Origin of the sequence: Paraburkholderia aromaticivorans, assembly GCF_002278075.1 — a bacterium.
In the GTDB taxonomy this organism is placed as follows: domain Bacteria; phylum Pseudomonadota; class Gammaproteobacteria; order Burkholderiales; family Burkholderiaceae; genus Paraburkholderia; species Paraburkholderia aromaticivorans.
Window position 1 is genome coordinate 1,939,029 of the sequence record NZ_CP022990.1, and the last position, 22,680, is coordinate 1,961,708.

26 protein-coding genes are annotated in these 22,680 nt (G+C 63.0%); 14 read left to right on the forward strand and 12 right to left on the reverse strand.

Going from position 1 to position 22,680, the window contains the following annotated elements; all coding sequences use genetic code 11:
* Window positions 1-19 precede the first annotated feature (19 nt).
* Genes CJU94_RS28380 through CJU94_RS28395 form a run of 4 tightly spaced genes read right to left on the reverse strand, consistent with a single transcriptional unit; the run spans window position 20 to window position 2,548 of the window.
* Complete coding sequence (locus tag CJU94_RS28380) at window positions 20-787, reverse strand: SDR family oxidoreductase (protein WP_095421928.1); 768 nt, start codon at window positions 785-787, stop codon at window positions 20-22.
* Window positions 780-1,871 (reverse strand): aromatic ring-hydroxylating dioxygenase subunit alpha, encoded by a 1,092-nt coding sequence (locus tag CJU94_RS28385; RefSeq protein WP_095421929.1) that lies wholly within the window; start codon window positions 1,869-1,871, stop codon window positions 780-782. The genes CJU94_RS28380 and CJU94_RS28385 overlap by 8 nt, the downstream gene beginning before the upstream one ends.
* 49 nt (window positions 1,872-1,920) lie before the next feature.
* Complete coding sequence (locus tag CJU94_RS28390; RefSeq protein ID WP_091805466.1) at window positions 1,921-2,232, reverse strand: recombinase-like helix-turn-helix domain-containing protein; 312 nt, start codon at window positions 2,230-2,232, stop codon at window positions 1,921-1,923.
* A gap of 1 nt (window position 2,233) precedes the next feature.
* A complete protein-coding gene (locus CJU94_RS28395) occupies window positions 2,234-2,548 on the reverse strand; it encodes a non-heme iron oxygenase ferredoxin subunit (RefSeq protein ID WP_091805463.1) in 315 nt (104 codons plus the stop codon).
* 441 nt (window positions 2,549-2,989) lie between these two features.
* Between CJU94_RS28395 and CJU94_RS28400 the strand changes: the two genes are divergently transcribed.
* A complete protein-coding gene (locus tag CJU94_RS28400; RefSeq protein WP_095421930.1) occupies window positions 2,990-4,063 on the forward strand; it encodes a porin in 1,074 nt (357 codons plus the stop codon).
* Window positions 4,064-4,148: 85 nt separating this feature from the next.
* Here the strand turns inward: CJU94_RS28400 and CJU94_RS28405 are convergent, their stop codons facing one another.
* Complete coding sequence (locus CJU94_RS28405; RefSeq protein ID WP_095421931.1) at window positions 4,149-5,123, reverse strand: IclR family transcriptional regulator; 975 nt, start codon at window positions 5,121-5,123, stop codon at window positions 4,149-4,151.
* 269 nt (window positions 5,124-5,392) lie between these two features.
* Here CJU94_RS28405 and CJU94_RS28410 point away from each other — a divergent pair, with 269 nt between their 5' ends.
* The gene (locus CJU94_RS28410; protein WP_095422833.1) at window positions 5,393-5,680 is read left to right on the forward strand and encodes a hypothetical protein; all 288 of its coding nucleotides are present in this window, start codon (window positions 5,393-5,395) and stop codon (window positions 5,678-5,680) included.
* A 99-nt stretch (window positions 5,681-5,779) separates the two neighbouring features.
* Entirely contained in the window at window positions 5,780-7,483 is a 1,704-nt protein-coding gene (locus CJU94_RS28415) for an acid phosphatase (protein ID WP_095421932.1), read from the forward strand.
* Between the two features lie 52 nt (window positions 7,484-7,535).
* Here CJU94_RS28415 and CJU94_RS28420 read toward each other — a convergent pair whose 3' ends face one another.
* Window positions 7,536-8,222 carry a DUF4410 domain-containing protein gene (locus CJU94_RS28420; protein ID WP_208645375.1) on the reverse strand — a complete coding sequence of 229 codons (687 nt, stop codon included), beginning with the start codon at window positions 8,220-8,222 and terminating at the stop codon, window positions 7,536-7,538.
* A gap of 160 nt (window positions 8,223-8,382) precedes the next feature.
* On the opposite strand from CJU94_RS28420, the gene CJU94_RS28425 reads away from it, so the two are divergent.
* The 6 genes from CJU94_RS28425 to CJU94_RS28450 all read left to right on the forward strand — a co-directional run bounded on the left by CJU94_RS28425 (window position 8,383) and on the right by CJU94_RS28450 (window position 12,302).
* Window positions 8,383-8,742, forward strand: a complete 360-nt coding sequence (locus CJU94_RS28425; protein ID WP_095421933.1) for a DUF3564 domain-containing protein — start codon at window positions 8,383-8,385, stop codon at window positions 8,740-8,742.
* A 385-nt stretch (window positions 8,743-9,127) separates the two neighbouring features.
* A complete protein-coding gene (locus tag CJU94_RS28430) occupies window positions 9,128-9,877 on the forward strand; it encodes a DNA/RNA non-specific endonuclease (RefSeq protein ID WP_095421934.1) in 750 nt (249 codons plus the stop codon).
* Entirely contained in the window at window positions 9,870-10,130 is a 261-nt protein-coding gene (locus CJU94_RS28435) for a hypothetical protein (RefSeq protein WP_095421935.1), read from the forward strand. The genes CJU94_RS28430 and CJU94_RS28435 overlap by 8 nt, the downstream gene beginning before the upstream one ends.
* A 300-nt stretch (window positions 10,131-10,430) precedes the next feature.
* Window positions 10,431-10,811 carry a hypothetical protein gene (locus CJU94_RS28440; protein ID WP_095421936.1) on the forward strand — a complete coding sequence of 127 codons (381 nt, stop codon included), beginning with the start codon at window positions 10,431-10,433 and terminating at the stop codon, window positions 10,809-10,811.
* Window positions 10,812-11,073: 262 nt separating this feature from the next.
* A complete protein-coding gene (locus CJU94_RS28445; RefSeq protein ID WP_095421937.1) occupies window positions 11,074-11,415 on the forward strand; it encodes a hypothetical protein in 342 nt (113 codons plus the stop codon).
* Between the two features lie 2 nt (window positions 11,416-11,417).
* A complete protein-coding gene (locus tag CJU94_RS28450) occupies window positions 11,418-12,302 on the forward strand; it encodes a 4-hydroxy-tetrahydrodipicolinate synthase family protein (RefSeq protein ID WP_095421938.1) in 885 nt (294 codons plus the stop codon).
* Between the two features lie 45 nt (window positions 12,303-12,347).
* On the opposite strand, the gene CJU94_RS28455 is transcribed toward CJU94_RS28450, so the two are convergent.
* Window positions 12,348-12,893, reverse strand: a complete 546-nt coding sequence (locus CJU94_RS28455) for a lytic transglycosylase domain-containing protein (RefSeq protein WP_095422835.1) — start codon at window positions 12,891-12,893, stop codon at window positions 12,348-12,350.
* Between the two features lie 235 nt (window positions 12,894-13,128).
* Window positions 13,129-13,842: a Crp/Fnr family transcriptional regulator gene (locus CJU94_RS28460; RefSeq protein WP_095421939.1), complete on the reverse strand. Its 714-nt coding sequence runs from the start codon at window positions 13,840-13,842 to the stop codon at window positions 13,129-13,131.
* A gap of 91 nt (window positions 13,843-13,933) precedes the next feature.
* Between CJU94_RS28460 and CJU94_RS28465 the strand changes: the two genes are divergently transcribed.
* Window positions 13,934-14,473 carry an Mpo1 family 2-hydroxy fatty acid dioxygenase gene (locus tag CJU94_RS28465; protein ID WP_095421940.1) on the forward strand — a complete coding sequence of 180 codons (540 nt, stop codon included), beginning with the start codon at window positions 13,934-13,936 and terminating at the stop codon, window positions 14,471-14,473.
* A 50-nt stretch (window positions 14,474-14,523) separates the two neighbouring features.
* On the opposite strand, the gene rarD is transcribed toward CJU94_RS28465, so the two are convergent.
* Window positions 14,524-15,420, reverse strand: a complete 897-nt coding sequence (rarD, locus tag CJU94_RS28470; protein ID WP_095421941.1) for an EamA family transporter RarD — start codon at window positions 15,418-15,420, stop codon at window positions 14,524-14,526.
* 580 nt (window positions 15,421-16,000) lie between these two features.
* Between rarD and egtD the strand changes: the two genes are divergently transcribed.
* Complete coding sequence (egtD, locus tag CJU94_RS28475) at window positions 16,001-16,981, forward strand: L-histidine N(alpha)-methyltransferase (protein ID WP_095421942.1); 981 nt, start codon at window positions 16,001-16,003, stop codon at window positions 16,979-16,981.
* A gap of 103 nt (window positions 16,982-17,084) precedes the next feature.
* Here the strand turns inward: egtD and CJU94_RS28480 are convergent, their stop codons facing one another.
* Window positions 17,085-17,378: an acylphosphatase gene (locus tag CJU94_RS28480; protein WP_095421943.1), complete on the reverse strand. Its 294-nt coding sequence runs from the start codon at window positions 17,376-17,378 to the stop codon at window positions 17,085-17,087.
* A gap of 213 nt (window positions 17,379-17,591) precedes the next feature.
* On the opposite strand from CJU94_RS28480, the gene hpnA reads away from it, so the two are divergent.
* Both hpnA and CJU94_RS28490 read left to right on the forward strand, forming a co-directional pair.
* Window positions 17,592-18,602 (forward strand): hopanoid-associated sugar epimerase, encoded by a 1,011-nt coding sequence (gene hpnA / locus CJU94_RS28485; RefSeq protein ID WP_095421944.1) that lies wholly within the window; start codon window positions 17,592-17,594, stop codon window positions 18,600-18,602.
* A 137-nt stretch (window positions 18,603-18,739) separates the two neighbouring features.
* The gene (locus CJU94_RS28490; RefSeq protein ID WP_095421945.1) at window positions 18,740-19,285 is read left to right on the forward strand and encodes a hypothetical protein; all 546 of its coding nucleotides are present in this window, start codon (window positions 18,740-18,742) and stop codon (window positions 19,283-19,285) included.
* 60 nt (window positions 19,286-19,345) lie between these two features.
* Here CJU94_RS28490 and CJU94_RS28495 read toward each other — a convergent pair whose 3' ends face one another.
* Together CJU94_RS28495 and hpnC are read right to left on the reverse strand one after the other, a co-directional pair.
* Window positions 19,346-20,518, reverse strand: a complete 1,173-nt coding sequence (locus CJU94_RS28495; RefSeq protein ID WP_095421946.1) for a glycosyltransferase — start codon at window positions 20,516-20,518, stop codon at window positions 19,346-19,348.
* Complete coding sequence (gene hpnC / locus CJU94_RS28500) at window positions 20,518-21,384, reverse strand: squalene synthase HpnC (RefSeq protein ID WP_095421947.1); 867 nt, start codon at window positions 21,382-21,384, stop codon at window positions 20,518-20,520. Before hpnC ends, CJU94_RS28495 begins: the two co-directional genes overlap by 1 nt.
* A gap of 341 nt (window positions 21,385-21,725) precedes the next feature.
* On the opposite strand from hpnC, the gene ispH reads away from it, so the two are divergent.
* The gene (ispH, locus tag CJU94_RS28505; protein ID WP_095421948.1) at window positions 21,726-22,670 is read left to right on the forward strand and encodes a 4-hydroxy-3-methylbut-2-enyl diphosphate reductase; all 945 of its coding nucleotides are present in this window, start codon (window positions 21,726-21,728) and stop codon (window positions 22,668-22,670) included.
* Window positions 22,671-22,680 lie beyond the last annotated feature (10 nt).

The following is a 22,680-nucleotide window of genomic DNA, read 5'->3' on the forward strand; positions in this document are numbered from 1 at the left end:
TCCTTTCGATTCGACAAGATCAATTCATCACGAAGCCGCCGTTGACCGGCAGCAGTTGGCCGGTCACGAAGCGCGCGGCGTCGGACAACAGGAACAGCACCGGCCCGGTAACGTCGTCGGGCACTTGCGCGCGCGTGAGCGCGCGGCCTTGCAGGTAATACTGGTGACGCTCGGCGGGCACATACGCGGTCGCTTCGACTTCGGTCAGGCCCGGCGCGATCGCGTTGACCGTCACCTGGTGTGCGCCGAATTCACGCGCCAGCGAGCGGGTCATCGAAATCACCGCGCCCTTGCTGGCGACATAGGCGAGCAGTTTCGGCGCGCCCCACATCGCCGTATCCGAGGCGATATTGACGATGCTGCCGCGGCCCGAATCGCGCAGATAAGGCAGCGCGGCGGTGCTCATCAGCCAGGTGCCGCGCACGTTGACGTTCATCACGGCGTCCCACGTCTCGACAGACAACTCGTCGGCGAACTTGCCGCCGGAGTTGGTGATGGCCGCGTTGTTGATTAGTGCGTCGATGCCACCGAGTTGCGCCGCGCCTTGTTGCGCGAATTGCTTGATGCTCGCGGGGTCGGCGAGATCGAGCGGCATATAGGTGAGCGCATGGCCTTGTTCCGCGAGCGACGCGGCGAGCGCACGGCCTTCGTCATGCAACACGTCGCCGAACACCACCTGCGCGCCGGCTTGCACCAGTGCGCGGACGAACGCCGCGCCGAGACCACGCGCGCCGCCCGTCACGAGGACGCGCCGGCCGTTGAGCGCTGCGGGCGCGTCGTTATGCATGGCTGTGACCTGCTTCTGCCGAGGCCGGCGTGGCGCTGGCCGCTTGAGCGCGATGCGCGTCCAGATCGGCGAAATGCTGTTGCGCACGCTGGCGCAACATGCGGCGCACCCGCGTCATGCCGACGTCGTGCTGATACAGAAATTCGTGATCGCGCGCATTCGGCGCCATGCTTTCCAGCACGTAGCGGTCTTGCTCGAGCACGGCCCAGTGCAGCCCTTCCAGACGGTTGCGATACATGAAACGCCACGCGTCGCGCTGCCAGCCTTGCACCTTGCGGGTACGCCAGAAATAGACCTGGCAATTGTCTTCGTCGACGGGAACGGCGAAGCCGATGATCCCGAAGTTGCCGCCCGGTCCGAACTTCTTCTTGTACGGAATCGCAAGGCGCATCCACAGGCAGCCGGTTTCGCCGAGTTCCACCCAGTCGAAATTCACGTCGCGCTGGCCGACCTTTTCGAATATCAGTCCGGTTTCGGTCTTGCGCACGCGCATGTCGGCCTGCTTGTCGCCTTCGGCCATGGAGTGCGAGGTCGCGTGCAGATACGCGCCGTGCATCGGGTCCATTACGTTGTCGATCGCGTACTGGTAATTGCACTTCCAGTGCGACATGCAGAGGAAGCTCGCGTATTGCTCGCCGACCAGTTCTTCCGGCAGCACGAGCGGCGCGGGTTCTTTGTGCGCGTCGTCGCCGAACCACAGGAAGATTGCGCCGGCATGCTCTTCGACCGGGTACGACTTCACACACTTCTGGCCTTCCAGCGGGCAGTTCGACACCGCCGGCACCTTGGTGACCGTGCCGCCGCCGTCGACTTCAATGCCGTGATACCAGCACGCGACGCTGCCGCCGAGATTCCAGCCGAGCGACAGACGCGCGCCGCGATGCGGGCAGCGGTCTTCGAGCGCGCGGACTTTGCCTTCCTTGTCGCGCCACAGCACGATCTGGTCGCCCAGCCGCGTGATGCCGACCGGCGCGTCGCCGACTTGCCAGCTGGGCGCGACGGGATACCAGTAGTTACGCAGGCCCTTGTTCAGATAGGACTGGATCGGATCGGCCGCGCTTTGCGTTGGATTGGGGGACGTCATGAAGAGACTCCGGATACGGATGCGATGAAACGTGTTCGGGAAAGCGCGCTTATTCGGCGAGCAGGCGGAATTCGGCGGCGAGTCGGTCGGCGTCCCACGTATTGCCTTCCGGAGTGCGGAAGCCGACGCGGTTCAAGCCGTCGACCACTTCCTGCAACTCCATGGCGCCCGCTTCGAACACTTTTTCGAGCGCGTCGCCGAAGTCGTTTTCGTACTGCGTCGGCTCGGCCTTGCGCGTTTGCCAGATGAAGTTTTCGCTCTCGCCCGGTTTCTCGATCACGCCCTTGCCGGCCACATTGTTCGGCTGCGGCGCGAGCCAGGGCTTCAGGAAGGGATTGAAGTTCACGATTTGCTCTCGCATGTCATTCCACCTTGATCTGGATTTCTTCGCCGGCGAGACGTACCGAGTACATCTTCAGGTCGCGGCCACCGGGCTCTTTCAGGCATTTGCCGGTCGGGATATGGAACACGGCTTCGTGCAGCGGGCACTCGACGGTGTCGCCGTCGATAAAGCCCTGCGTCAGCAGCGCGTACGCATGGGGGCAGACGTTTTCCAGCGCGTACAGCGCATCGCCCACCTTGTAGATGCCGATTTCCGTGCCGTCGAGCTTGAACTCGAGCGGCGCGTCATCGGACAGGTCGCCGGCATGGCCGGCGCAGCGCCATTGTTCAGTCATTTCTCGCCTTCTCCTGAAGCCTGATGTTCCATATAAGGAACATCAGTTCGTGTATGGATAATTATAGGAGCGGCGTCGAGGAGAAAAAATAAAAATCTGGATGCGTAGGGGAAAACACCGAGTGTGGCGCCGCCAACACAGCGTTGCGTGAACCGACGTGAACGCGCGTGGCTCTCGGCAAGCCTTGATGGGCTTAGGCCGGAGCAACATTTTCAGACGAAGCCGGCGGCCCTCATGCGGGTTTGTACGGGGTCCGAAAATTTATTTTGACCACGTCTAGAGTCACTATAATTTTCCATAGGCGATACACACGCCCATAGGTGGAACATAAAGCGCGACAGTTTTGGCACATAAACCCAAAACTGCACTCAACCCCAATGCAAGGATCAGGGACGACGAATCCGGCGAGAGCCATCCGTCGTGTGATCAGGAGAACCAACGGTGAAGCACATCATTGCGGCCGGCTTAACGGCAATCTGCGCAACGACAGGCGCATGGGCGCAGAGCAGTGTGACGCTATACGGCAGCCTGGATGCCGGTATTGCGTATGTCAGCAATGTAGGTGGCCATTCGAAGTGGATGGAAGAACAGGGCAACATGCAGCCGGACCGCTGGGGCCTGAAGGGTGTGGAAGATCTGGGCGGCGGCCTGAAAACGGTCTTCCAGCTGGAAAACGGCTTTTATACGAACACTGGCGCGTTTGCCAAATCCGGCGTGCTGTTTAATCGCCAGGCGTTTGTCGGCCTGAGCTCGGACGCGATCGGCACGGTGACGTTCGGTCATCAGACGCCGTTCAGCTTCGACGTGCTGGGTCCCCTGAGCACCGCCTATCTGGCCGCGAGCTGGTACGCGTTTCACCCGGGCAATATCGACGAACTCGCCGACACGGGCGTAGTCCCGTTCGACAACTCGATGAAATTCCGCTCGGCGAGTTTCGGCGGTTTCCAGGTCGGCGCGATGATGGGTCTTGGCAACACGACCAACTTCTCGACCGGCAAGACACTGAGCTTCGCGCTTAGCTATGCGAACGGTCCGTTCAAGGCCGGCGCGACGTATGCGAACGAGCACAACCGCACGCCGTCCATCGTCACCACGGGCATTACCAACTTCCAGGGCGTGGCGGCGGCCAACTACACCGCGGACAAGGTCGAAAACATGGGGGCAGGCGCGTCATACCAGTTCGGCAAGCTGCTGGTGCACGGTCTGTACACGCGCGTGAAGCTGGAGTCGGGCGGACATTCGGACACGTATCAGAGCTACGACGTCGGCGCGAACTATCAGTTCACGCCGTTCAACACCGTCGCCGGCGGCGCTGCCACGACGACGCTGGCGGGACACCGCTGGACGCAGTTCGAAATCGGCGATATTTACGCGCTGTCGAAGTCGACACAGCTGTACGTGAATGCGCTGTACGAACGCGCGGGCTCGAACACGGATGCGGCGTTCTTTACGGCGGGTGTGTCGAGCGGCCGGAATCAGACGATCATCCTGACCGGCATCCATCACTCGTTCTGATGGTTGGATAAGCTTGTGAAGCAGGCAGTCCGGCCGCGAACGCGGCCGGACTTGCACCGAAGTCAATGCCGAAACAGAAGCCTGATCAGCTCGCCGCCACGGGTTTGCGGCGCGCCTCTATCGCGGTCGGGTCGTCCGGACGCGGCCGATAGCTGAGTCGCTCGGACAGTTCGAGCGCCGCCTGGCAAACCGCAATGATGAGCGGCTCGCGTTCTTCGGCCTCGCCGATATCCGAACGCGGAATGGTGACGGTCAACGCGGCGGCGATCTTGCCGCTCTGGTCGCGCACCGGTGCGCTCACCACCGAAATGCCCCGTTCGAACGACGCTTCGCTTACCGCATAACCGAGCGCCGCGCTTTCGCGCACTCTGTCATACAGTTCTTCCACGGTGGCCGGCGTGCGTTCGGTGAAACGCTCGAGTTGCGGATCGGGATACAACTGGCGCAACTCCTCGAAGCTCAGATCGCCCATCAGCACCTGACCGTGCACCGTCGCATGAGCCGGCAAACGCGTGCCGACATGAACCTTTACCGAACTGAACATGGGCGCATGGGTTTGCGCCTTGGCGACGAACACCACGTCGCGCTGATCGCGGATCAGCAGATGCGTGCTCAGACCCGTGGCGTCGCGCAGGCGTTCGAGAATCGGCGTGCCGACATCGGTCAATTCGAGCGAGCTCAGATATTCGAAGCCGAGCCTCAACACCGCGACGCTCAGGCGGAAATAGCGGTCACCGTTGACGCGTTCCAGAAAGCCGAGCGCTTCGAGTGTCTGCAATAGACGGAACGTGGTGGTACGCGGAATGCCGATCCGCTTGGACAACTCGGGCGCGCCGAGCACCGGCTCGCGCGCGCTGAATTCCGCGAGAATACGCAGGCCGCGTTCGAGGCCCGGCACGAGATACGTCGATCCGCCGGCGCTGTCGTCGTCGCTGGAATATGGGGACCCGGCGCTGTCTACCCGGGTCGACAACGCCGCGTCGTCCTGTGAAATCGAGGCCGCCGCACCGCGTGGCTTTGCGTGCTTGCGTCCCGCTCCTGTCTGCTCTTCTTTTGCCATCTTGGCTGCCGTTTCTGCTGTTCATCAAGGTCAGATCAACATGATAGCGCGTGCCGCCGGGCGCCTTCACTCCGTGCGTCGTGTCGTGCGTCGTGTCGTGCGTCGTGTCGTGCGCCGTGTCGTGCGCCGTGTCGTGCGCCGTGTCGTGGTTAACCATGCCATTTGCCGCACCGCCACCATTTCGCGCGGTGCTATGCTTCGAAACGGTCCACTGCGCGAGGCCGCACGGCCGCGCAATCGCTCCGCTCAAGCGTTCGGAGGCCGCACCCATGTCCGATTCCATTCAGATTCAGGTTGCCGACTCACACCTTTATCCGGGCTGCGCGGTGCGCATCGCGCATTTGCCCGAGCCGGCCCGTGCGGCGGTGGCCGTCGTCGAATTCGCCGACGGTTCCGGTGCCAACGCCACCTGCCATCGGCGAACGCTCGACGAACTCGAACTGATGGTGGACCGCTATGCCACGCAAAAGCGTCACCCCGTCGACACCCGGCATTGGCTTCTGCTTGCCGTGGACGCCACGCATAACAGTTGGCGTGTAAAGCGCCGCCTGCCCTAGCCTGCATCATCCGCCCGCTTCAAATCTTCACCTGGCGCCGAGCACATGCCGCGCCGCGCGGAGCTTGAGCGCCCGTCACAGCCTCTTCGACACCTAGCGATGACCGATCACGACTCCACCCTGCCGCCGAACGCCAGCAACGCCGACAACGCTCCCGACGCGCCGCTCGACCCCGACCGCCGGCGGCTCCTGACCGGCCTCGCGGCGGTCGGTCTCGGACTGGCGCTCACCGGCTGCAAAACCGACCAGAGCCTGTTCAGCAACGGCGCGCCGCGCAGCGCCGCCGACATGCGCCTCGACGCGGCGCTGCACGACCAGGTCAAGCACATCGTGGTGATCTACGCGGAGAACCGCAGCTTCGCGAACCTGTACGGCAACTTCCCCGGCGTCCAGCATCCGCTCGACGCCGTGAGCGCCGAGCGTTCTCTGCAACTCGACCGCGACGGCCGAACGCCGCTGCCGCGCTTGCCGGCCATCTGGGGCGGCCTCGTGCCGCAGGCGCAGGAAGTGGACGGCAAACGCTACATGATCGGCCAGAAGGATATCGTCAACCTGCACAACCGTCCGTTCCATCTCGCCGACGCGCAGGGTGCGCCGCTGCCCACCGGCGTGATTACACGCGACCTCGTGCACCGCTTCTATCAGAATCAGATGCAGATCAACGCCGGCCGCAACAACCAGTTCGCCGCGTGGGGCGATTCCGGGGGCCTCGTGATGGGGCACTACCGCAATTCCGCCGACACGCTTCGTCTTTGGAACCTCGCGCAGCAGTACACGCTGTGCGACAACTTCTTCATGGCGGCCTTCGGCGGCTCATGGCTGAACCACATCTTTCTGATTTCGGCGCAGGCACCGTTTTATCCCGACATTCAGAACAGCCCGGCGAAGAAGATGGTGTCGGTGGTCGAAGGCGACGATCCGACCGGCACGCGGCTGAAGCAGGCGGAAGACTCGCCCGCCTCCGCGCTCGACGGCCCGCCGAAGTTCGTCAACGACGGCGCGTTCACCGCCGACGGCTATGCCGTCAACACCATGGCGCCGCCGTATCAGCCGAGCAACGTGCGTCCGGCCGAAGGCGGCAATCCCGCCTTCGCGGACCAGTCGAATCCGCGTGTGCTGCCGCCGCAGCACTACGCGACGATCGGCGACCGGCTGACGGAAAAAGATGTCGACTGGGCGTGGTACAGCGGCGCATGGCAGTACGCGTTGGAGCATCAGGACACCGGCGCGGTGCCCGACTTCCAGTATCACCACCAGCCGTTCAACTATTTCGCCAATTACGCGCCGGGCACAGTGGCACGGCGCAGGTATCTGCGCGATGCGGGTCTCGGCAACGACGCGTCGACCAACCGTCTGATCGCGGATATCGACGCGGGCCGCTTGCCCACGGTCACGTTCTACAAGCCGCAAGGCGATCTGAACATGCACGCGGGTTACGCGGACGTCGAATCGGGTGACCGTCACATCGCCACAGTCATCGAGCATATTCAACGCGGCCCGCAGTGGGCCAATGCGGTCGTGATCGTCACCGTCGACGAAAACGGCGGCTGGTGGGATCCGGTTTCTCCGCCGAAGGGCGACCGCTGGGGTCCGGGCTCACGGATTCCCGCATTGGTGGTGTCGCCGCTGGCGAAGAAGGGTTATGTCGACCACACGGTGTACGACACCAATTCGATTCTTCGCCTGATCAGCCGCGTGCATGGGCTCGCGCCGCTCGACGGCGTAGCGGCGCGCGATCGGGCATTCGCCAGCAACGGGCTCGCGCCGTTAGGAGATTTGACGGGCACGCTGGATCTGGCTTAAAAGTTTGAGCGTTGAAACGCCTGGCGCCGCGCCGCGGGCGTTTCAGCGCACGTCATTGCGATTGCGCCTGCGCGGCGCCATGCAGTTTGGCGATTACCGCATCTGAAATCTGCCGGGCCGTCCTGTTGATCGTTTTCTTCTCGTCGCCGCTCGCCATCACGAACCTGGCGGCGATCACGTACGGATTCAGTTTGATGGCGGCGCCCGGCATGCCTTTGCTGTCGGCTTCGTCGACGGCCTGATAGAGCGGCGGCAAGTCAGCCGCGCTGAGGCTGTCGCACGACACCGCCACCTGGATCTCGGTCTGGCCGGCACCGAGACCCACCATCGCACGCCTAAGGCGATTGCCGTCGTCGACGCTCAGAAACACGCCGCGCACTTGCCAACCGACCGTCGGCAACGGCTGACCCGGCGCATTACGACGCGCGTCGACGCCAGCCTTTCTCAGATCGTCCGTCAGCGCGTCCGCCATTTCGTCCACGATGTGTTTGGCATGGTCCTGCGGATTCCTGTCCTGTCCCATCGGTCCCGGTCCGCCCGGCAGCAAACCGCGCAGCCGGCGCACGCGTTGGCCTGGTCCGCTGTCCGGCGTCACGTTCGCGACGTCCAGGTCGAAATCGGCCACGTAGACGATCGGCGCCGACGCGGCGAGCAGTGCACTATCCGCCGCGGCGCTGACGGCGGCCACCGCGCTCAGGCATCCCGCCATCAGCATGTTTTGCAGAAATCGATGCGGCACGGCGTGCCTCCACGAGTTTCGACAGGACGCGGCTATCGTACAACCGGGCAATGGCGCGTGCGTTTTTTTCGTGCCCGATCCTCATAGGTTTTGCCTTGCATAACACTCGTTGCGACATAGACTGATAAAGCACAACTTCGCAATTTGTACGGAACCCGCCATGCGACTGACCATCCTCATCAACGGTTCCGATCCCACCGTCAACCACGACTATGCTGTGTTATGGCTCGATACCGACGAACACCGGTGGTCGAGAGAAGCACACCAAGGGATCGACCTGCCCCCGTGGGGCGAGCTACGCGACGATAACGGCGTGACGACTCTCTGTGCGCCCAGCACGGATGCGCCGCTATGCACGTTGCGCGGCCTGCACGTGGACCGCAAACAACGCGTGAGCGCCGCCCAAGGCGCCGCGGCATGGACCGCACTGCCCACGCGCGCACCCACCAGCGGTTTCTGGCGGCTGCAAGCAGTGGACCGGCAAAAAGTCCACGCCGAACACAGCGTGTTCGGCAATTAGGTTTTAGCACTTATTTTTTATCGGTCGAACTTTCCGTGGGCGCACCGCACTTTGCTCGCGCAAGGATGAGTTCGCACATGCGTTCGCACGCTGATTTCGTTGCGGCGCACTGCGTCGTCTTATCTCGCATGCAATTTAAGCCCGCCTTAAGTTTGCGTGCGTAGAGTTGGAAATCCACGCATTAGGGTCGCTGCAAAGCGGCCCGTTTTTTTTGGTGCGGCGCGACGAGCAGGCGTTTTGTGCGCGTCTCTTGCCAGCATCGTTTTTTTCGCGGCGCGGAGCGCGCGAGTCCACTTTCCTTCCTTGCACACCTCCTTCATTTGACGTCGCGCGAGACCGGCTCGCAACGCTATACTTGCGCGCCCCTCACTCGACTGACTGACACATGAAGAAGTGGTTTGCCTGTCTGTTGTTCGCCGTTGCCGCTCATGCGAGCGCAGCGCCTTCCTGCACCCAATTCACGCCGAATGCGCAATGGCCGGTTCTGAGCAATCAGAAGATGGCCCCGAAAACGCGCATGCTTTGCTATAGCGATTTCGCGGTCTTGCATTCGGGTATCACGCATGGTCCGCTGTGGTCCGCCGAGCATCTCACGCGCGACCATATCGAAGCCGCCAAGGACATGGTGCGCACCAACAAATTCTTCGAAGACGCGCGCCTGCCGGACGGCGAAGGCGCCACGCTGGCAGACTATAAGCGCAGCGGATTCGATCGTGGCCATATGAGCCCGGCGGGCAATCGCTGGAATCAGGAGGCGATGGCACAATCGTTCTCGCTCGCCAATGTGGTGCCGCAAAACCGCGAGAACAACCAGCGCCTGTGGGCGCGCATTGAAACGTCGGTGCGCAGGATCGCCGTGTCATACGACGATACTTATGTGGTCACCGGCCCGATCTTCAATGGCCAGCAGTTGCAGACCATCGGACCCACGCGCGTCTTCGTGCCGACGCAGCTGTTCAAGGTGGTCTACGTGCCGTCGCGGCAGATGGCGTTCGCCGTGGTGGTGGACAATGTCTCCACCAACCGCTACGACATCAAGACGATTCACGAACTCGAGGCAGCATCGGGCATCCGTTTTCCGGGTATTCCGGAAAACCTCAAAGATCAGCGACCGGGAGGACTGAAAGGTGTTTAAACCCTATTCGAACGACGACGACGTACTCAACATTCAGGGCGACGCGCTGACCGTGAGCAACGGCACCACGCGCATCGTGCTGAACGGCACGCTGGAACTCACGCAGGATCAGCGCGGTTTGAAAGCGGCGATGGCCTTGAAGGAAGCGGTGGATGCCATCGTCGCGGCCTTGCAGGCGCAAGCCAGTTTGCCCGCGAAGCTGAAGGACGAACCGGACGCCAAGCCGGGTGTCGTGCAGAATCCGTTTCAATAGCGCGCTGATGTAGTGCAGTCGTGCGAAGGCGGCGCAAAACCCTCTCGCCGCCTTCGTAGTTACCGCACTATCGCACGCTTGAAGAGATCGCCGCGAGAAGCGTATCCGCCGTAGCTGGCATCGTTTGCACCGCTATGGGCGGCGCAGATAAAACTGCTTCGGGATCCCAATATGTTTCAGCGGTTACGTTTTGTCACCATAACGTCGTCAACTCCTGTCCTCCGGCCAACGTTAAACCGGCAGCGCTGAAACATTTCAGCCGCGACACAAGAATCAACCGGTTAAACCAGGAGTTAAACCATGAAGACGCTTTTCGCCGCCCTCGCTTCCGCTCTGCTCGTGTCGACCGCTTTTGCTCAAACGGCCGCACCGTCCAGCACGCAATCCGCACAGCCCGCGCAAACGCAACCCGCCGGCCAGGCAAATCTGAAGGCGAGCACCGCCGTTCAGACCGGCAGCGCAGATGAAGGCGCAGCGGGCACAAAGGCGCCGGCCAAAGCCGCGACCAAAGCGCACGTGAAGAAGACTTCCACTCATCACACGGCAAAAGCCCACAAGACCACCAAGAAGGCCGCGGCAGAAACGAGCGCTGCCAACACCAAAACCGAGAGCGCGAAAGAGGCCAGCAATGCCCCGGCAAAAGCCGACGGCGCAAAGACCGACACGACGAAGACGCAATAACAGGTGATCGGTTCCGGCACGCACCGGCCATGCTTGTGTAGATAAACAAAGCCGCGTTGTGCCGTTCAGGGAGGGCGAGTCATATGACTCGCCTTTTTTATGCGCGTTCGAGCCGCGCCGATTGCCTGCACGGCCGGGCGAACCGGCATTGCGCCCGTATGATTTTTTCAGCGGACGCCCCAATTTTTGCGCTGCGTTTACCCGCGGACGTCTACTCTCGAACTGTCTTGATCAACCATGGCGTCGACGAACGCCGCAACACATGGCTCTCACACAATCAGTCGGTGGCTTCGCCGCGCAGCCGTTCCACGAGTCGCGCGTTCAACGTAGCAATGTCATTCCCTTTCCCTCGGCACGCGTTCACCTGCAGGTCACCCTGCCTCACCGATCGTGCGAGTTGCCCGGCACCCAGCTTCGGGTACTGCTTCATTCTCCGCTCGGTGTCTATGTCGTCGCCACGGAGGCGAGGCGCCAGGACATCCGCGTTCAACTCGACATTGCCGTCGACGACCTCGACTTCACACTGCACACGCTGATCTCGACCCTCCCCGCCGCGATGATCGGGCCATTGAAGCGCCGCAGCGCGGCCGCGAAGGCGCGCTGATCATGTTCTCCGGTATCTGGTTGCCCATTGTCACGCCGCTGCGTAACGGCGAAGTCGATATCGACGCATTGCAGCGCCTTGCGGACTACTACTTGCGCACGGAGATCACCGGCATTGTCGCGTTGAGCACAACGGGCGAAGCCGCTTTGTTGCACGACGCCGAGCGTCTCACCGTGTTGCAGGCGCTGAGCGAAGTAGTCCGCTCCCGTCTGCCGATGCTGATCGGCGTCGGCGGTTCGAATACGCGCGACGTGCTGCACGACATTCAGCGCTACGAGCGTTGGGATTGCGCGGGCTATCTGGTCTCCGCACCCTCTTATGTGTGCCCGGATCAAGCGGGCGTGCAGTGGCACTTCGAGCAGGCCGCGGGCGCGACCGAGCGTCCCGTCGTCCTGTATAACGTGCCGCACCGAACCGGCGTGACGATCGCGCCGGATACCGTCGCGCGGCTCATCGAGTGCGGCAACATCGTCGCGATCAAGGAATGCGTGAAGGAGCACTTCGGCAAATTGAGCGCGCTGCCGATCAACGTGCTGTGCGGCACCGACGAAGCGCTGGACGACTGTCTGCATCACGGCGGAACCGGTGGCATTCTCGCCAGCGCGCATGTCTGCGCCGACCTGCTGGTAGCGTTTCGGGATCTGCTGCAAGCGCAACGCGACGTGGACGCGCGCAATCTGTTCGCCAGCTTGCTGCCCGTTTTGCGGCTCCTGTTCGCCGCGCCCAATCCATCCGCCGTCAAAGCCATGCTGGCCTTCGATCATTCGCTCAGCGACGAGACACGCATGCCGATCTCGCGCGCGTCGGCACAACTCGTCGAGCGTCTGAGCACCGCGCGCGACAGGCTGCAGGATCTACGCGCCGAGTTTGCCGGCATAGTGAACTAGCCAATCCCCGTTCGATCTCTCCTCACTGCGCCGCGAATGAGTGTTTCATTCGCGGCGCAAGCTTGCGTCGAAACGCTGCATACGCAGTACGACGCGCCGCGCATAGCCGCGGCCGCCGCCGCTGTAGCGAAGCAACGCGGCATCCAGATCGCCGCCGCTCTCGTCGAGGTAGCGGCGCAGGATGGTCGAGCCGATCCGCACGTTGATAGCCGGATCGGACAGATCGGTTGCACCCGCAATCAATTGCGGATGCGCGGCGGGCAGGACTTGCATGAGCCCTCGCGCGCCCGCGACGCTAACCGCATAGCGATCGAAGCTCGATTCGACCGCCATCACGGCGAGCAGCAAGATGGGCGAGATGGCGTGGCGGTCGGCTTCGGTCAGCACTGCGCGGGCAATCTTCAGCGATTCGGTCGGCGCCACGCGAAATTGCGCGCGCAACACGGCGGTGATGTCGCCGAGAGTCGGCAAGCTGGCTTCCAGGTTTGCGTCGCTGGCGGCGATTGGAGCGGATGCGGTTGGCTGTGCATTCACATCAGCGTCAGCGGCGTGCACGTGGGTTGCGAATGGGAACACGATCGCCGCGAACATGATCGTCAAGCCGCGCGCCGCCGGAAAACGGACGGCTCTACGTGGTAATGACACACCTTCCCGAACGCTATCTCCATGCATATCTTCGCTTCCTGACCCGGATGCCTCGACCTTACCGGGCTGGGCATAGCGAATCGCGATAGAAATAGGGGCGCGCCGTAAAATGCGTATAAAGATGCGTCGCCATGCGGTGCATCGCGCGACGTATAGGCAGGCAACGACAAACGCGCAGCCGTCAAGCGGCGGGCAGATTCAGCTGCGCCAAAGCGGCCAGCTTCTGAACGTCGGTAATTTCGATTTCCGCATAGCCGAGCTTCAGCGCGCCTTGCGTTTCGAACTGCTTCAGCGCCTGGTTGATGGTTTGCCGGGAGAGCGCCAGCATCATCGCGAGATCTTCCTGCGGGACTTTGAGCACACGCCGCAATGCGCCGGGCTCGCCATAGCCGCCCGCCATCAATAACACACGGCGCGCCACGCGCTGCGCGGCGGGCAGCAATGCGGCCTCTTCGATCGCGTCGAAGGCAAGGCGCAACTTCTGTGTCAACAGCAAGCCGAACACGTGCCAATAAGCCGGCGTGCGTTCGAGCAGCGCGGCAAGTGCGGCGCGCGGCACATGAAACAGTTCGGAATCGCGCTCGGCATACGCATCGTGGGTTCGCGGCCGCTGGTCGAACAACGCAATCTCGCCGAACCAGTTCACCGGCTCGATGACGGCGAGCAAGGCTTCCTTGCCGGCCGGGCTGGCCGCACCGATTCTCACGAGGCCGTCGAGCACGCAATAGAGGCCGTCGTCGGAATCGCCGCGTGTGAAGAGCCGCTGACCGGCGGCGAGGCGTTCGAGTCGCCCCGCCTCCACCAATTGCGCCTGCATGGCAGCCGGCGCCGAGCGAAACCACGCGCTGCGCTCGAGCAATACGGCGAGATTGTTCAATGGAAAACTGGCAGTCATAAGACGGCATCCGTGCCCGATTGTCGGCTACCCGATGGTTTCAAATTCCGCTGCCCGCGATTATGCTGACTTTAACGAAGGAGCGGCATCCATGAGAACGCTGACGCAACAGCTCACGCAATACGCGGCCTACCATCGGGACCGGCGCAATATCGCCACGCACTTCATCGGCATTCCGATGATCGTGCTGGCATTGGCGGTGTTGTTGAGCCGGCCTGCCTTCGCGGTCGGCGCGCTGCCGCTGATCCTGTCGCCGGCGTGGCTGCTGTTCGTCGCGGCAACGCTCTATTACCTCGTGCTCGACGTGCCGCTGGGGTTGATGATGGCGATCGTGTCCGCCCTGTGCATCGGATTCGGCCAGTGGACGGCGGCGCAATCCACGCTGGCGTGGCTCGCAAGCGGCGTCGGGCTCTTTCTGGTGGGTTGGGTGTTTCAGTTCATCGGCCATATTGCTTACGAGCATCGCAAGCCGGCCTTTGTCGACGATGTGATCGGCCTGCTGATCGGACCGCTCTTCGTCCTCGCGGAAGCGTTGTTCGGCTTCGGCTGGCGGCCCGCGCTGCGCGCAGCGATCGAGGCGCAGGTCGGGCCGACGCGTATCAATGCGGACCGCACAGCGGCACATCACTAAAGCGCGCCGCCTGACTGGACGGCTGCGCGCTCGATCAGGATCGACCCGGCTCAGCCTGGCGCAAAGCGAACGAGGCGCACGCTGTGCAATGCCGTCAACGCGACAGCGATCCAGATTGGAATGTAGGTGGCCAACTGTGCCGCGCTGAGCGTTTCGCCGAGCAAGGTGATCGAGACCAGCACCAGCAGCACCGGCTCGACGTAGCCGAGAATGCCGAACAACGCGACCGGCAACAACCGGCTCGCCTTCAGGTACGAAGCCAGCGCAATGGTGCTCAGTGCGCCGAGGCCGGGCAACAACACGCACCACATATCCAGGCGCCCGGAGATCATCGGCAGCGAATCGCTGCTGAACGCCACGACGATCGCCACCGGCAGGAGCAGCGCCATTTCCACGGTGAACATGGCTAGCGAATCCTGATTGATTTTGCGGCGCAACACGAAATACGGCGGATAGCCGATCGCGACCAGCAAGGTCGGCCAGGAAAAGGCGCCGGTCACCCACAGTTCATGGGCGACGCCCGCCGCCGCGCACGCAACCGCCGACCACTGCAAACCGTCGAGACGCTCGTGATAATAGAAGCGGCCGACCAGCACCATCATCAGCGGCAGCAGGAAATAGCCGAGCGAGACTTCGAGCATCCGGCCATGCAGCGGCGCCCAAAGAAACACCCACAGTTGCGCGCCGAGCAAGGCGGCGCTCACGATCATCGCCACGCCGAGTGCCGGCTCGGTCACCATGCGGTAAAGAAGCTGCCGCAGAATGGGCAGGCGCTTTCGCAATGCGACCAGCAATAGCGCACCAGGCACGGTCCATATGATGCGCCACGCGAAAATATCGAGGCCGCTCAACGGAGCGAGCAGCGTTGCGTAAGCGGAGAGTAATGCGAACATCGCCGACGCGCAGACCGACAACGCGATACCGCGCTTTGGGTCATACTGAATCATTGAGCGCCTCGCCGCGCGGTCGCGTCGGCGATCGCCGCAGACAAGCACGCATTGGGTGATGGGTGGGTTTGCGGCGCAGCATCCCGTCGCGCGGCGTGGGTCGTGGTCATTGGAATCGAAGTCTCAAGCGGAGCAGTGCGAATCTCGCGCTGCGTTTTTTGTCATTGAAAGCAATGCAAGCCGGCATTCTAGACGGGTATCCGTCCAGTAGCCCGCAGGCTTTTGCCGGCAGCCTGCAATTATTCCGTGCGCATTGCGCGTAGGTGCACTAGAACATAACTTCACGTGCAACCGGCAAAGCCGGGTTTTTCATCGCGATATCGCACACCGTCTCGCGCGAAGCCGCTCAAGCGCGAATCTTGCTACGAAGTGTTGCGACGCCGTTTGCATCGTCGTTGGCAACGCCCCGCGGGACATCGCTGGGGACTGATGTGCAGCATTCATGATGCCGGGCCGGCAATGGCAGTCCCACGGACTCTGCCCGCCTTTCTTCTCCGCGGCGCGCCTAGACTGCGTTTCACCGCGCGTGCCGCCGCCCCGGCACCAATCCCGCTCACCGAATGTGACTACTGGAGACAGCATGACCCAGCCAGCCCTATCGCACGACGCATCGCCCGACCTACGCTCCGCCTTCGCCGCCGACGTTCGCGCGGGCCTGACCCATACGCCGCAAAAAGAGTTGCCGTCCAAGTATCTGTATGACGAAGTGGGCTCCGCGCTGTTCGAAGTGATCACCGTGCTGCCGGAATATGGCGTGACGCGTGCCGAGGAACGTCTGCTCGCGAAGCACGCGGCGGACATCGTCGCGCACCTGCCGCATGATGTGACGGTCGCCGAACTTGGCAGCGGCAGCGGCCGTAAAACACGGCGCATTCTGGAAGCGCTATGTAAAAAGCGCCCCACTTCTTACTGCCCGATTGAAATTTCGCGCAGCGCGTTGCAGTTATGCAGGCGCGAACTCGGCGACATCGAACGCATTTCGATTGTCGGCTATGAACGCGATTACCTGGCCGGCCTCGCCGAGGTGAGCAAGCAACGCGCAAAGAATGAGCGGTTACTCGTCCTGTTTCTTGGCAGTACGATCGGTAATTTCGGCAGACTCGCGGCGACGCGTTTCCTGCGCGATATCCGCAACATGCTGGCGCCCGGCGACGCGTTGCTGCTCGGCACGGATCTGATCAAGCCGACGCCCGTGTTGGTGGCCGCGTACGACGATTCGATCGGCGTCACCGCGTCGTTCAACCTGAATCTGCTCGCGCGCATCAATCGCGAACTCGACGGCGATTTTCCGCTCGAGGCATTCGAACACGTCGCGCGTTTCAACCCGGACGCGCGCAGCATCGAAATGCACCTGCTCGCGAAGCGCGACATCACCGCGCACGTGGGCGCGGCACAGCTGACTGTATCGCTCAAGGCGGGCGAAACGATCTGGACCGAAAGCAGCCACAAATATCGCGCGGAAGAAATGCCCGTGATTGCGGACGACGCCGGCTTCGCGTGCAGCCATCAATGGATCGAAGAAGATTGGGGCTTTGCGGAGAGCTTGCTAGTGGCGCGTTAAGGCGTCAGCACGCCGCTGACTGAAGTGGTCACGTGAAAATCGCAAGGCGTCGCGCCGTCGCGCACGGATGGCGCGACGCCTCATGTTTTGCGAAAAAGTCCGCTCAGTGCTGTTCGAAACGTTCGTACCGCTTCTCGGTCGAGCGCTCCTCGCCGTTCACCTCGGTCACGCGCGCCGCCGGCGGCCCGTGACGCAGCCACGACAACATGCGGTCGACCTGGTTGGCGGAGCCCTGCAACATGGCTTCGACGGAACCGTCGTCGAGATTCGCCACCCATCCTTTGATTCCAAGCGCGTGGGCTTGCCGCACGGTCGCGTGGCGAAAGCCGACGCCCTGCACGGTGCCGCGCACCCGCACGTAGTAAGTTTCGATCCGCTGATCCAGATCCGGGGCCATGCCGTCTTCTCCTCTGTCGACCGGAGTTAGCGCTTGAGGGCCGACTCCGGTCCCATGCAACGCAAAATTCGTTCAACCCGGCATTCTAGTCGCGTCGCGGCGAGCCTGCTCGGCAATGCACACCTCCAGCCGTCCGTTCGAGGCCGCCCGCGCGACACGCGACACGCGCGCCACGTACAATCCGTCGACTGTCACGCAGGAAATGGAAACAGAATGACCGAACAGAATCGCGATCTCGTGCTCGTGACCGGCGCCTCCGGCTTCGTGGGCTCGTCGGTGGCGCGCATCGCGCAACAGAAGGGTTTCAAGGTGCGCGTGCTGGTGCGCGCCACCAGTCCGCGTCAGAACGTCGAGTCGCTGGACGCGGAAATCGTGGTCGGCGACATGCGCGACGAAGCGTCGATGCGCAACGCGCTGCGCGGCGTGCGCTACCTGCTGCACGTGGCCGCCGACTATCGCCTGTGGGCGCCGGACCCGGGCGAGATCGAGCGCTCGAATCTCGAAGGCACCGAAGCGACCATGCGCGCGGCGCTGAAGGAAGGCGTCGAGCGCATTGTCTACACGAGCAGTGTGGCGACGCTGAAAGTGACCAGTTCCGGCCAGTCCGCCGATGAAACCTCGCCGCTCAGAGCCGATCAGGCTATCGGCGTGTACAAGCGCAGCAAGGTGCTCGCCGAACGCGCGGTGGAGCGGATGATCGCCGAGGACGGCCTGCCTGCGGTGATCGTCAATCCGTCCACGCCGATCGGTCCGCGCGACGTCAAACCGACGCCGACCGGACGCATCATCGTGGAAGCGGCGCTCGGCAAGATTCCCGCGTTCGTCGACACAGGGCTCAACCTGGTGCATGTGGACGACGTCGCGGCCGGTCATTTCCTCGCGCTCGAACGCGGCAAGATCGGCGAGCGCTATATTCTCGGCGGTGAAAACCTGCCGCTTCAACAGATGCTCGCGGATATCGCGGCGCTGACCGGCCGCAAGGCGCCGACGCTGAGCTTGCCGCGCTGGCCGCTTTATCCGCTGGCCATGGGCGCCGAAGCGGTCGCCAAGATCACGAAACGCGAACCGTTCGTCACCGTCGACGGCTTGAAAATGTCGAAGAACAAGATGTATTTCACTTCGACGAAAGCGGAACGCGAACTCGGCTATCGCGCCCGGCCCTACCGCGAGGGCTTGAGCGACGCCCTCGACTGGTTCCGGCAAGCGGGGTATCTGAAGGATTGATGCCTGCATGAACACGCGGCCCGCGCCGGGAGATCCGGCGTGGCCGCGAGCATTTTGTTACAACGTCACTGTGTTAGCGAAAGGTAAAAGCCTACGCGCAGCAGGTAAAATCGTGGGTCTTACCAGAGAAACCTCGCATGAATCTTCACGAACAGCTCGGCGCACTGGAAATGGGCGTCGATCAGCTCATTCAGGCTGTCGTGGCCCCGCAGGCCGAAAACATCCCCGAGACATCCGCACAGACCGCCGCGCCTATGGCGCCGGTGGATCAGGTCGCCTCCGGATCCAGCGCGGAAGCGGAAGCGGTCGCGGCTGTGACCGAGGCGAATGTCGAAGACAAGGCGCCGGCCCCGCAGCGTCAGCCCACGCTCGAAATCAATCGCCCCGCGCAGAACGAGATCACGATGACGATCGGCGGCCAGACGGTCGCGTTGCGCGCGGAGCAGATCGGCCAACTGATCGAGGAGTTGTCGAACGCGCGCGCGTCGATGACGCCGGAACCGCCGCCGGGTATTCCGCCCGGCTGGCGCTTCGTGTCCACGAAGAATCCGGTCATGGCGGTGCAGAAACAGTCGAACGGCGACCGTTTGCTGGTGATGCGCCATACCGGCCACGGCTGGGTACCGTTCACGTTCTCGCCGGACATGGTGATCCAGCTCTACATGATGCTCACCAAAGGCTGAGATGAAAAAGCGCCGCCCGAGAGCGCCGCTTTTCCGTTCCACCTGTTTCTGACCGCTGTCTCAGCGTTCCTGCACCGGCGCCTGAACACGCGCCTTCCACTGCCCGCCCTTGCCGCGCCAGTAACGCACCGCCGACGCAAACGTCGCGCCGACATAGAACAACGCGATGAGCGGCAGAAACGGCGCCCACAGCGGCGAGCGGCGATAGTAGCTGAGCATCGGCGCATAAGCGCAGCACATGGCCGCCCATGCGAGCCATGCGGGCCAGCCTGTCGGACCGAGCACCAGGGCGGCCAGCGGCGGCATCAAATAGATGATCGTCATGCCGGCCAGCGTGCCCGCCAGCAGCCACGGCGAGTAATGCAGTTGAGTGAAGGCCGTGCGCGCGATCATGTTCCAGATCTCACGCCAGTTGTCGTACGGACGCAGCGAGACGCTGCGCGCCGCCACATCCAGCCGGATCGGATGGCGCCCCGTGCCGCGATGCTTGATACGCGCGGCGAGGCTGCAGTCGTCGATCAGCTCGGCACGGATCGACTCGATGCCGCCCGCTTCTTCCAGCGCGCTACGGCGCACCAGCATGCAGCCGCCCGCGGCCGCGGCCGTGCGATTACGCGGGTTGTTGACCCACGAGAACGGGTATAGCTTGGCAAAGAAGAACACGAAGGCGGGAATCAGCGCCTTTTCCCAGAACGAATCGCAGCGCAGACGCACCATCAGCGAGACGAGATCGCGCTGTTCCGCGTTTGCTCGCGCGACGAGTTGCGAGACCGCATCGGCGGGATGGCCGATGTCGGCGTCCGTCAGCAAGAGAAACTCCGCGGGCAGGCCCAGCGTGCGCACCGCCTCGATGCCTTGCGACTGCGCCCATACCTTGCCGGACCAGCCCGGCGGCAGCGGCTTCGCGCTCAGCACGGTCAGGCGATCCGGGCACTGCAACTGCAACGCGGCCGCGCGCGCCGCTTCGGCGGTGCCGTCGGTGCTGTGGTCGTCGACGACGATCACATGAAATTCGCCCGCATAGTCCTGTTGAAGCAGCGTAGTGACCGCCTCGCCGATCACGTCGACCTCATTGCGGGCCGGCACCACGGCGGCCACCGCCGGCCACGAAGCACGCGGTTCGATGATGAGCGGCGCGGCAGGACGCGCGCGCCAGAAACCACCGCGCGCGAATAGCAACACACACCAGATCAGCAGGGAAAGACACGAAAGAAGAAACAGAACCACCGCCATTAAGCATTACCCTCGATTGAACGCGCCGCGACACCGACGCGCCGCGACAGCCACATCACCACAGTGCGGCCCGCGACGACGCACCAGTCGAACGTATTGAGCACCGGCCGCTCGCGAAACACGTCGTAGCCCGCCGTCTCGATCCTGTCCAGAAAACGCAGCCCGCCATGAACGGCGCCGCATAACTCGACGCCAAGCCGCCCGGGCACACGCAACGCGAGCGGTGCGCCGCGCACCAGCATCTCGCGGACGAAGGACACCTCGTGCGCCATCAGCGCCCGCCAGTCCTGATCGGCGACACCGTTGGCGATATGCGCCTCGGTCACGTTGAAGCGCCGCAGGTCCGCAAGCGGCAAATACACGCGGTCCTTTTTCCAGTCAGCGGAGACGTCCAGCCAGAAACCGATCAACTGCGACGCCGTGCAGATCGCGTCGGCGTCGGCGAGATTCTCCGGCGTGGCCGCGCCGATCAGATGCAGCATCAGATGCCCGAGTGGGTTCGCAGAGTGGCGGCAATAGTCCAGCAGCGCGGCGCGGTCGGCGTACCGGTTGGTGTCGATGTCCTGAGCGCACGCGTGGAGCAAGTCGTAGAACGGCGCGAGCGGTAGTTTATACTGCGCCACGACGCTGGCGAGCTTGCCGAACAGCAGCGGATGAACCGGTGCCGCGCGCCGCTGCGCCACCGCGTCGAGGCCGGCGCGGAAGTCGGCGAGACGGGCGTGCCGCTCGGCCGCGCTCCAGTCGCCTTCGTCGGCAATGTCGCCCGCCGTGCGGACGACCTGATAGATTACGCCCATAGGCGCGCGCAGCGCCTTTGGCAGCAACACGCTCGGGACCGGAAAATCTTCGTATTGATCGACGTCCATCCAGCGAGCCTCGAAACCCTTTTGTAATGTGGGCGCCTACGCGCCGCAGGACTGGGTAGTTTAAGGGTTCCGTCAAACCGCTGCAGCGTGTAATGATTGCCGCATCCTCGTAGGGACGGCCCTGCTTGCTTCTTCGGCCGTTGGCTTGCCACTGCGGCGGTCGCCCAACACCGGCCGGGCGCCGCCGAAGCAAAGCTGGCCTGATAGCGTTAGAATGCGCGTTTGGTTTTGCTGTACCGGCAGGCGCCGGGCCTCAAGACGTCAACTAAATAGATGATCGCGGCGATAAAGTCATATTTACCGACTTCTTCGAACCCGCGTCAGTCGGAGTTCGCCAATTTATGCGAGTCATCCTTGCTCAACCCCGCGGCTTTTGTGCGGGTGTTGTACGTGCAATCGAGATTGTCGATCGCGCGTTACAGCAACACGGCGCACCCGTGTATGTACGCCACGAGATTGTTCACAATCGCCATGTGGTCGACAATCTGCGCCAGAAGGGCGCGCGCTTCGTCGAAGAACTCGACGAAGTGCCGCAAGGCGCCGTGGCGATTTTCAGCGCTCACGGTGTCGCTCAAACCGTCGAGCGTGATGCCGAAGCGCGCGGGCTCGACGTGCTCGACGCAACCTGCCCGCTGGTCACCAAAGTGCATGTGCAGGGTCGCCAATATGTCGGCGCGGGCCGCACGCTGATTCTGATCGGCCACGCGGGTCATCCGGAAGTGGAAGGCACGATCGGCCAGATCCCGGGCAAAGTGCTGCTGGTGCAGAGCGAAGCCGAGGTCCAAACGTTGGACCTGCCGCTCGACACGCCGCTCGCTTATGTCACGCAGACCACGCTGTCGGTGGACGACACGCGTGGCATTATCGACGCCCTGATGAGCCGTTTCACCGACATCGTCGGTCCTGATACGCGCGACATCTGCTATGCCACGCAAAACCGCCAGGCGGCGGTGCGCGAGTTGAGCAAACAGGTGGACGTACTGCTGGTGGTGGGCGCAACGAATAGTTCGAACTCGAACCGGCTGCGCGAGATCGGCAGCGAAAGCGGCGTGGCCAGTTATCTCGTCGCCGACGGTTCGGAGGTGAAGCCGGAATGGTTTGCGAACGTGCAGACCGTCGGCATCACGGCCGGTGCTTCGGCGCCGGAAGAAATGGTGAAGAACGTAATCGATGCGCTGGGCGCATTGGGGCCTGTCGATGTCACGACGATGGCGGGCCGTGAAGAGAAAGTCGAATTCAAGTTGCCATCGAAGCTGATGCAACCACTCGCCGCACGCGAAGTTTAAGGAGGACCTT

What these genes read in the sequence shown, in the direction of transcription:
- CJU94_RS28425 (WP_095421933.1), top strand. Translation starts at nt 8,383, where the DNA reads ATGCGACTGACCATCCTCATCAACGGTTCCGATCCCACCGTCAACCAC.
- ispH (WP_095421948.1), top strand. Translation starts at nt 21,726, where the DNA reads ATGCGAGTCATCCTTGCTCAACCCCGCGGCTTTTGTGCGGGTGTTGTA.
- CJU94_RS28445 (WP_095421937.1), top strand. Translation starts at nt 11,074, where the DNA reads ATGGCTCTCACACAATCAGTCGGTGGCTTCGCCGCGCAGCCGTTCCAC.
- egtD (WP_095421942.1), top strand. Translation starts at nt 16,001, where the DNA reads ATGACCCAGCCAGCCCTATCGCACGACGCATCGCCCGACCTACGCTCC.
- CJU94_RS28460 (WP_095421939.1), bottom strand. Translation starts at nt 13,842, where the DNA reads ATGACTGCCAGTTTTCCATTGAACAATCTCGCCGTATTGCTCGAGCGC.
- CJU94_RS28390 (WP_091805466.1), bottom strand. Translation starts at nt 2,232, where the DNA reads ATGCGAGAGCAAATCGTGAACTTCAATCCCTTCCTGAAGCCCTGGCTC.
- CJU94_RS28385 (WP_095421929.1), bottom strand. Translation starts at nt 1,871, where the DNA reads ATGACGTCCCCCAATCCAACGCAAAGCGCGGCCGATCCGATCCAGTCC.
- CJU94_RS28450 (WP_095421938.1), top strand. Translation starts at nt 11,418, where the DNA reads ATGTTCTCCGGTATCTGGTTGCCCATTGTCACGCCGCTGCGTAACGGC.
- hpnA (WP_095421944.1), top strand. Translation starts at nt 17,592, where the DNA reads ATGACCGAACAGAATCGCGATCTCGTGCTCGTGACCGGCGCCTCCGGC.
- CJU94_RS28410 (WP_095422833.1), top strand. Translation starts at nt 5,393, where the DNA reads ATGTCCGATTCCATTCAGATTCAGGTTGCCGACTCACACCTTTATCCG.
- CJU94_RS28440 (WP_095421936.1), top strand. Translation starts at nt 10,431, where the DNA reads ATGAAGACGCTTTTCGCCGCCCTCGCTTCCGCTCTGCTCGTGTCGACC.
- hpnC (WP_095421947.1), bottom strand. Translation starts at nt 21,384, where the DNA reads ATGGACGTCGATCAATACGAAGATTTTCCGGTCCCGAGCGTGTTGCTG.
- CJU94_RS28495 (WP_095421946.1), bottom strand. Translation starts at nt 20,518, where the DNA reads ATGGCGGTGGTTCTGTTTCTTCTTTCGTGTCTTTCCCTGCTGATCTGG.
- CJU94_RS28380 (WP_095421928.1), bottom strand. Translation starts at nt 787, where the DNA reads ATGCATAACGACGCGCCCGCAGCGCTCAACGGCCGGCGCGTCCTCGTG.
- CJU94_RS28465 (WP_095421940.1), top strand. Translation starts at nt 13,934, where the DNA reads ATGAGAACGCTGACGCAACAGCTCACGCAATACGCGGCCTACCATCGG.
- rarD (WP_095421941.1), bottom strand. Translation starts at nt 15,420, where the DNA reads ATGATTCAGTATGACCCAAAGCGCGGTATCGCGTTGTCGGTCTGCGCG.
- CJU94_RS28415 (WP_095421932.1), top strand. Translation starts at nt 5,780, where the DNA reads ATGACCGATCACGACTCCACCCTGCCGCCGAACGCCAGCAACGCCGAC.
- CJU94_RS28455 (WP_095422835.1), bottom strand. Translation starts at nt 12,893, where the DNA reads ATGTTCGCGGCGATCGTGTTCCCATTCGCAACCCACGTGCACGCCGCT.
- CJU94_RS28395 (WP_091805463.1), bottom strand. Translation starts at nt 2,548, where the DNA reads ATGACTGAACAATGGCGCTGCGCCGGCCATGCCGGCGACCTGTCCGAT.
- CJU94_RS28405 (WP_095421931.1), bottom strand. Translation starts at nt 5,123, where the DNA reads ATGGCAAAAGAAGAGCAGACAGGAGCGGGACGCAAGCACGCAAAGCCA.
- CJU94_RS28480 (WP_095421943.1), bottom strand. Translation starts at nt 17,378, where the DNA reads ATGGCCCCGGATCTGGATCAGCGGATCGAAACTTACTACGTGCGGGTG.
- CJU94_RS28430 (WP_095421934.1), top strand. Translation starts at nt 9,128, where the DNA reads ATGAAGAAGTGGTTTGCCTGTCTGTTGTTCGCCGTTGCCGCTCATGCG.
- CJU94_RS28490 (WP_095421945.1), top strand. Translation starts at nt 18,740, where the DNA reads ATGAATCTTCACGAACAGCTCGGCGCACTGGAAATGGGCGTCGATCAG.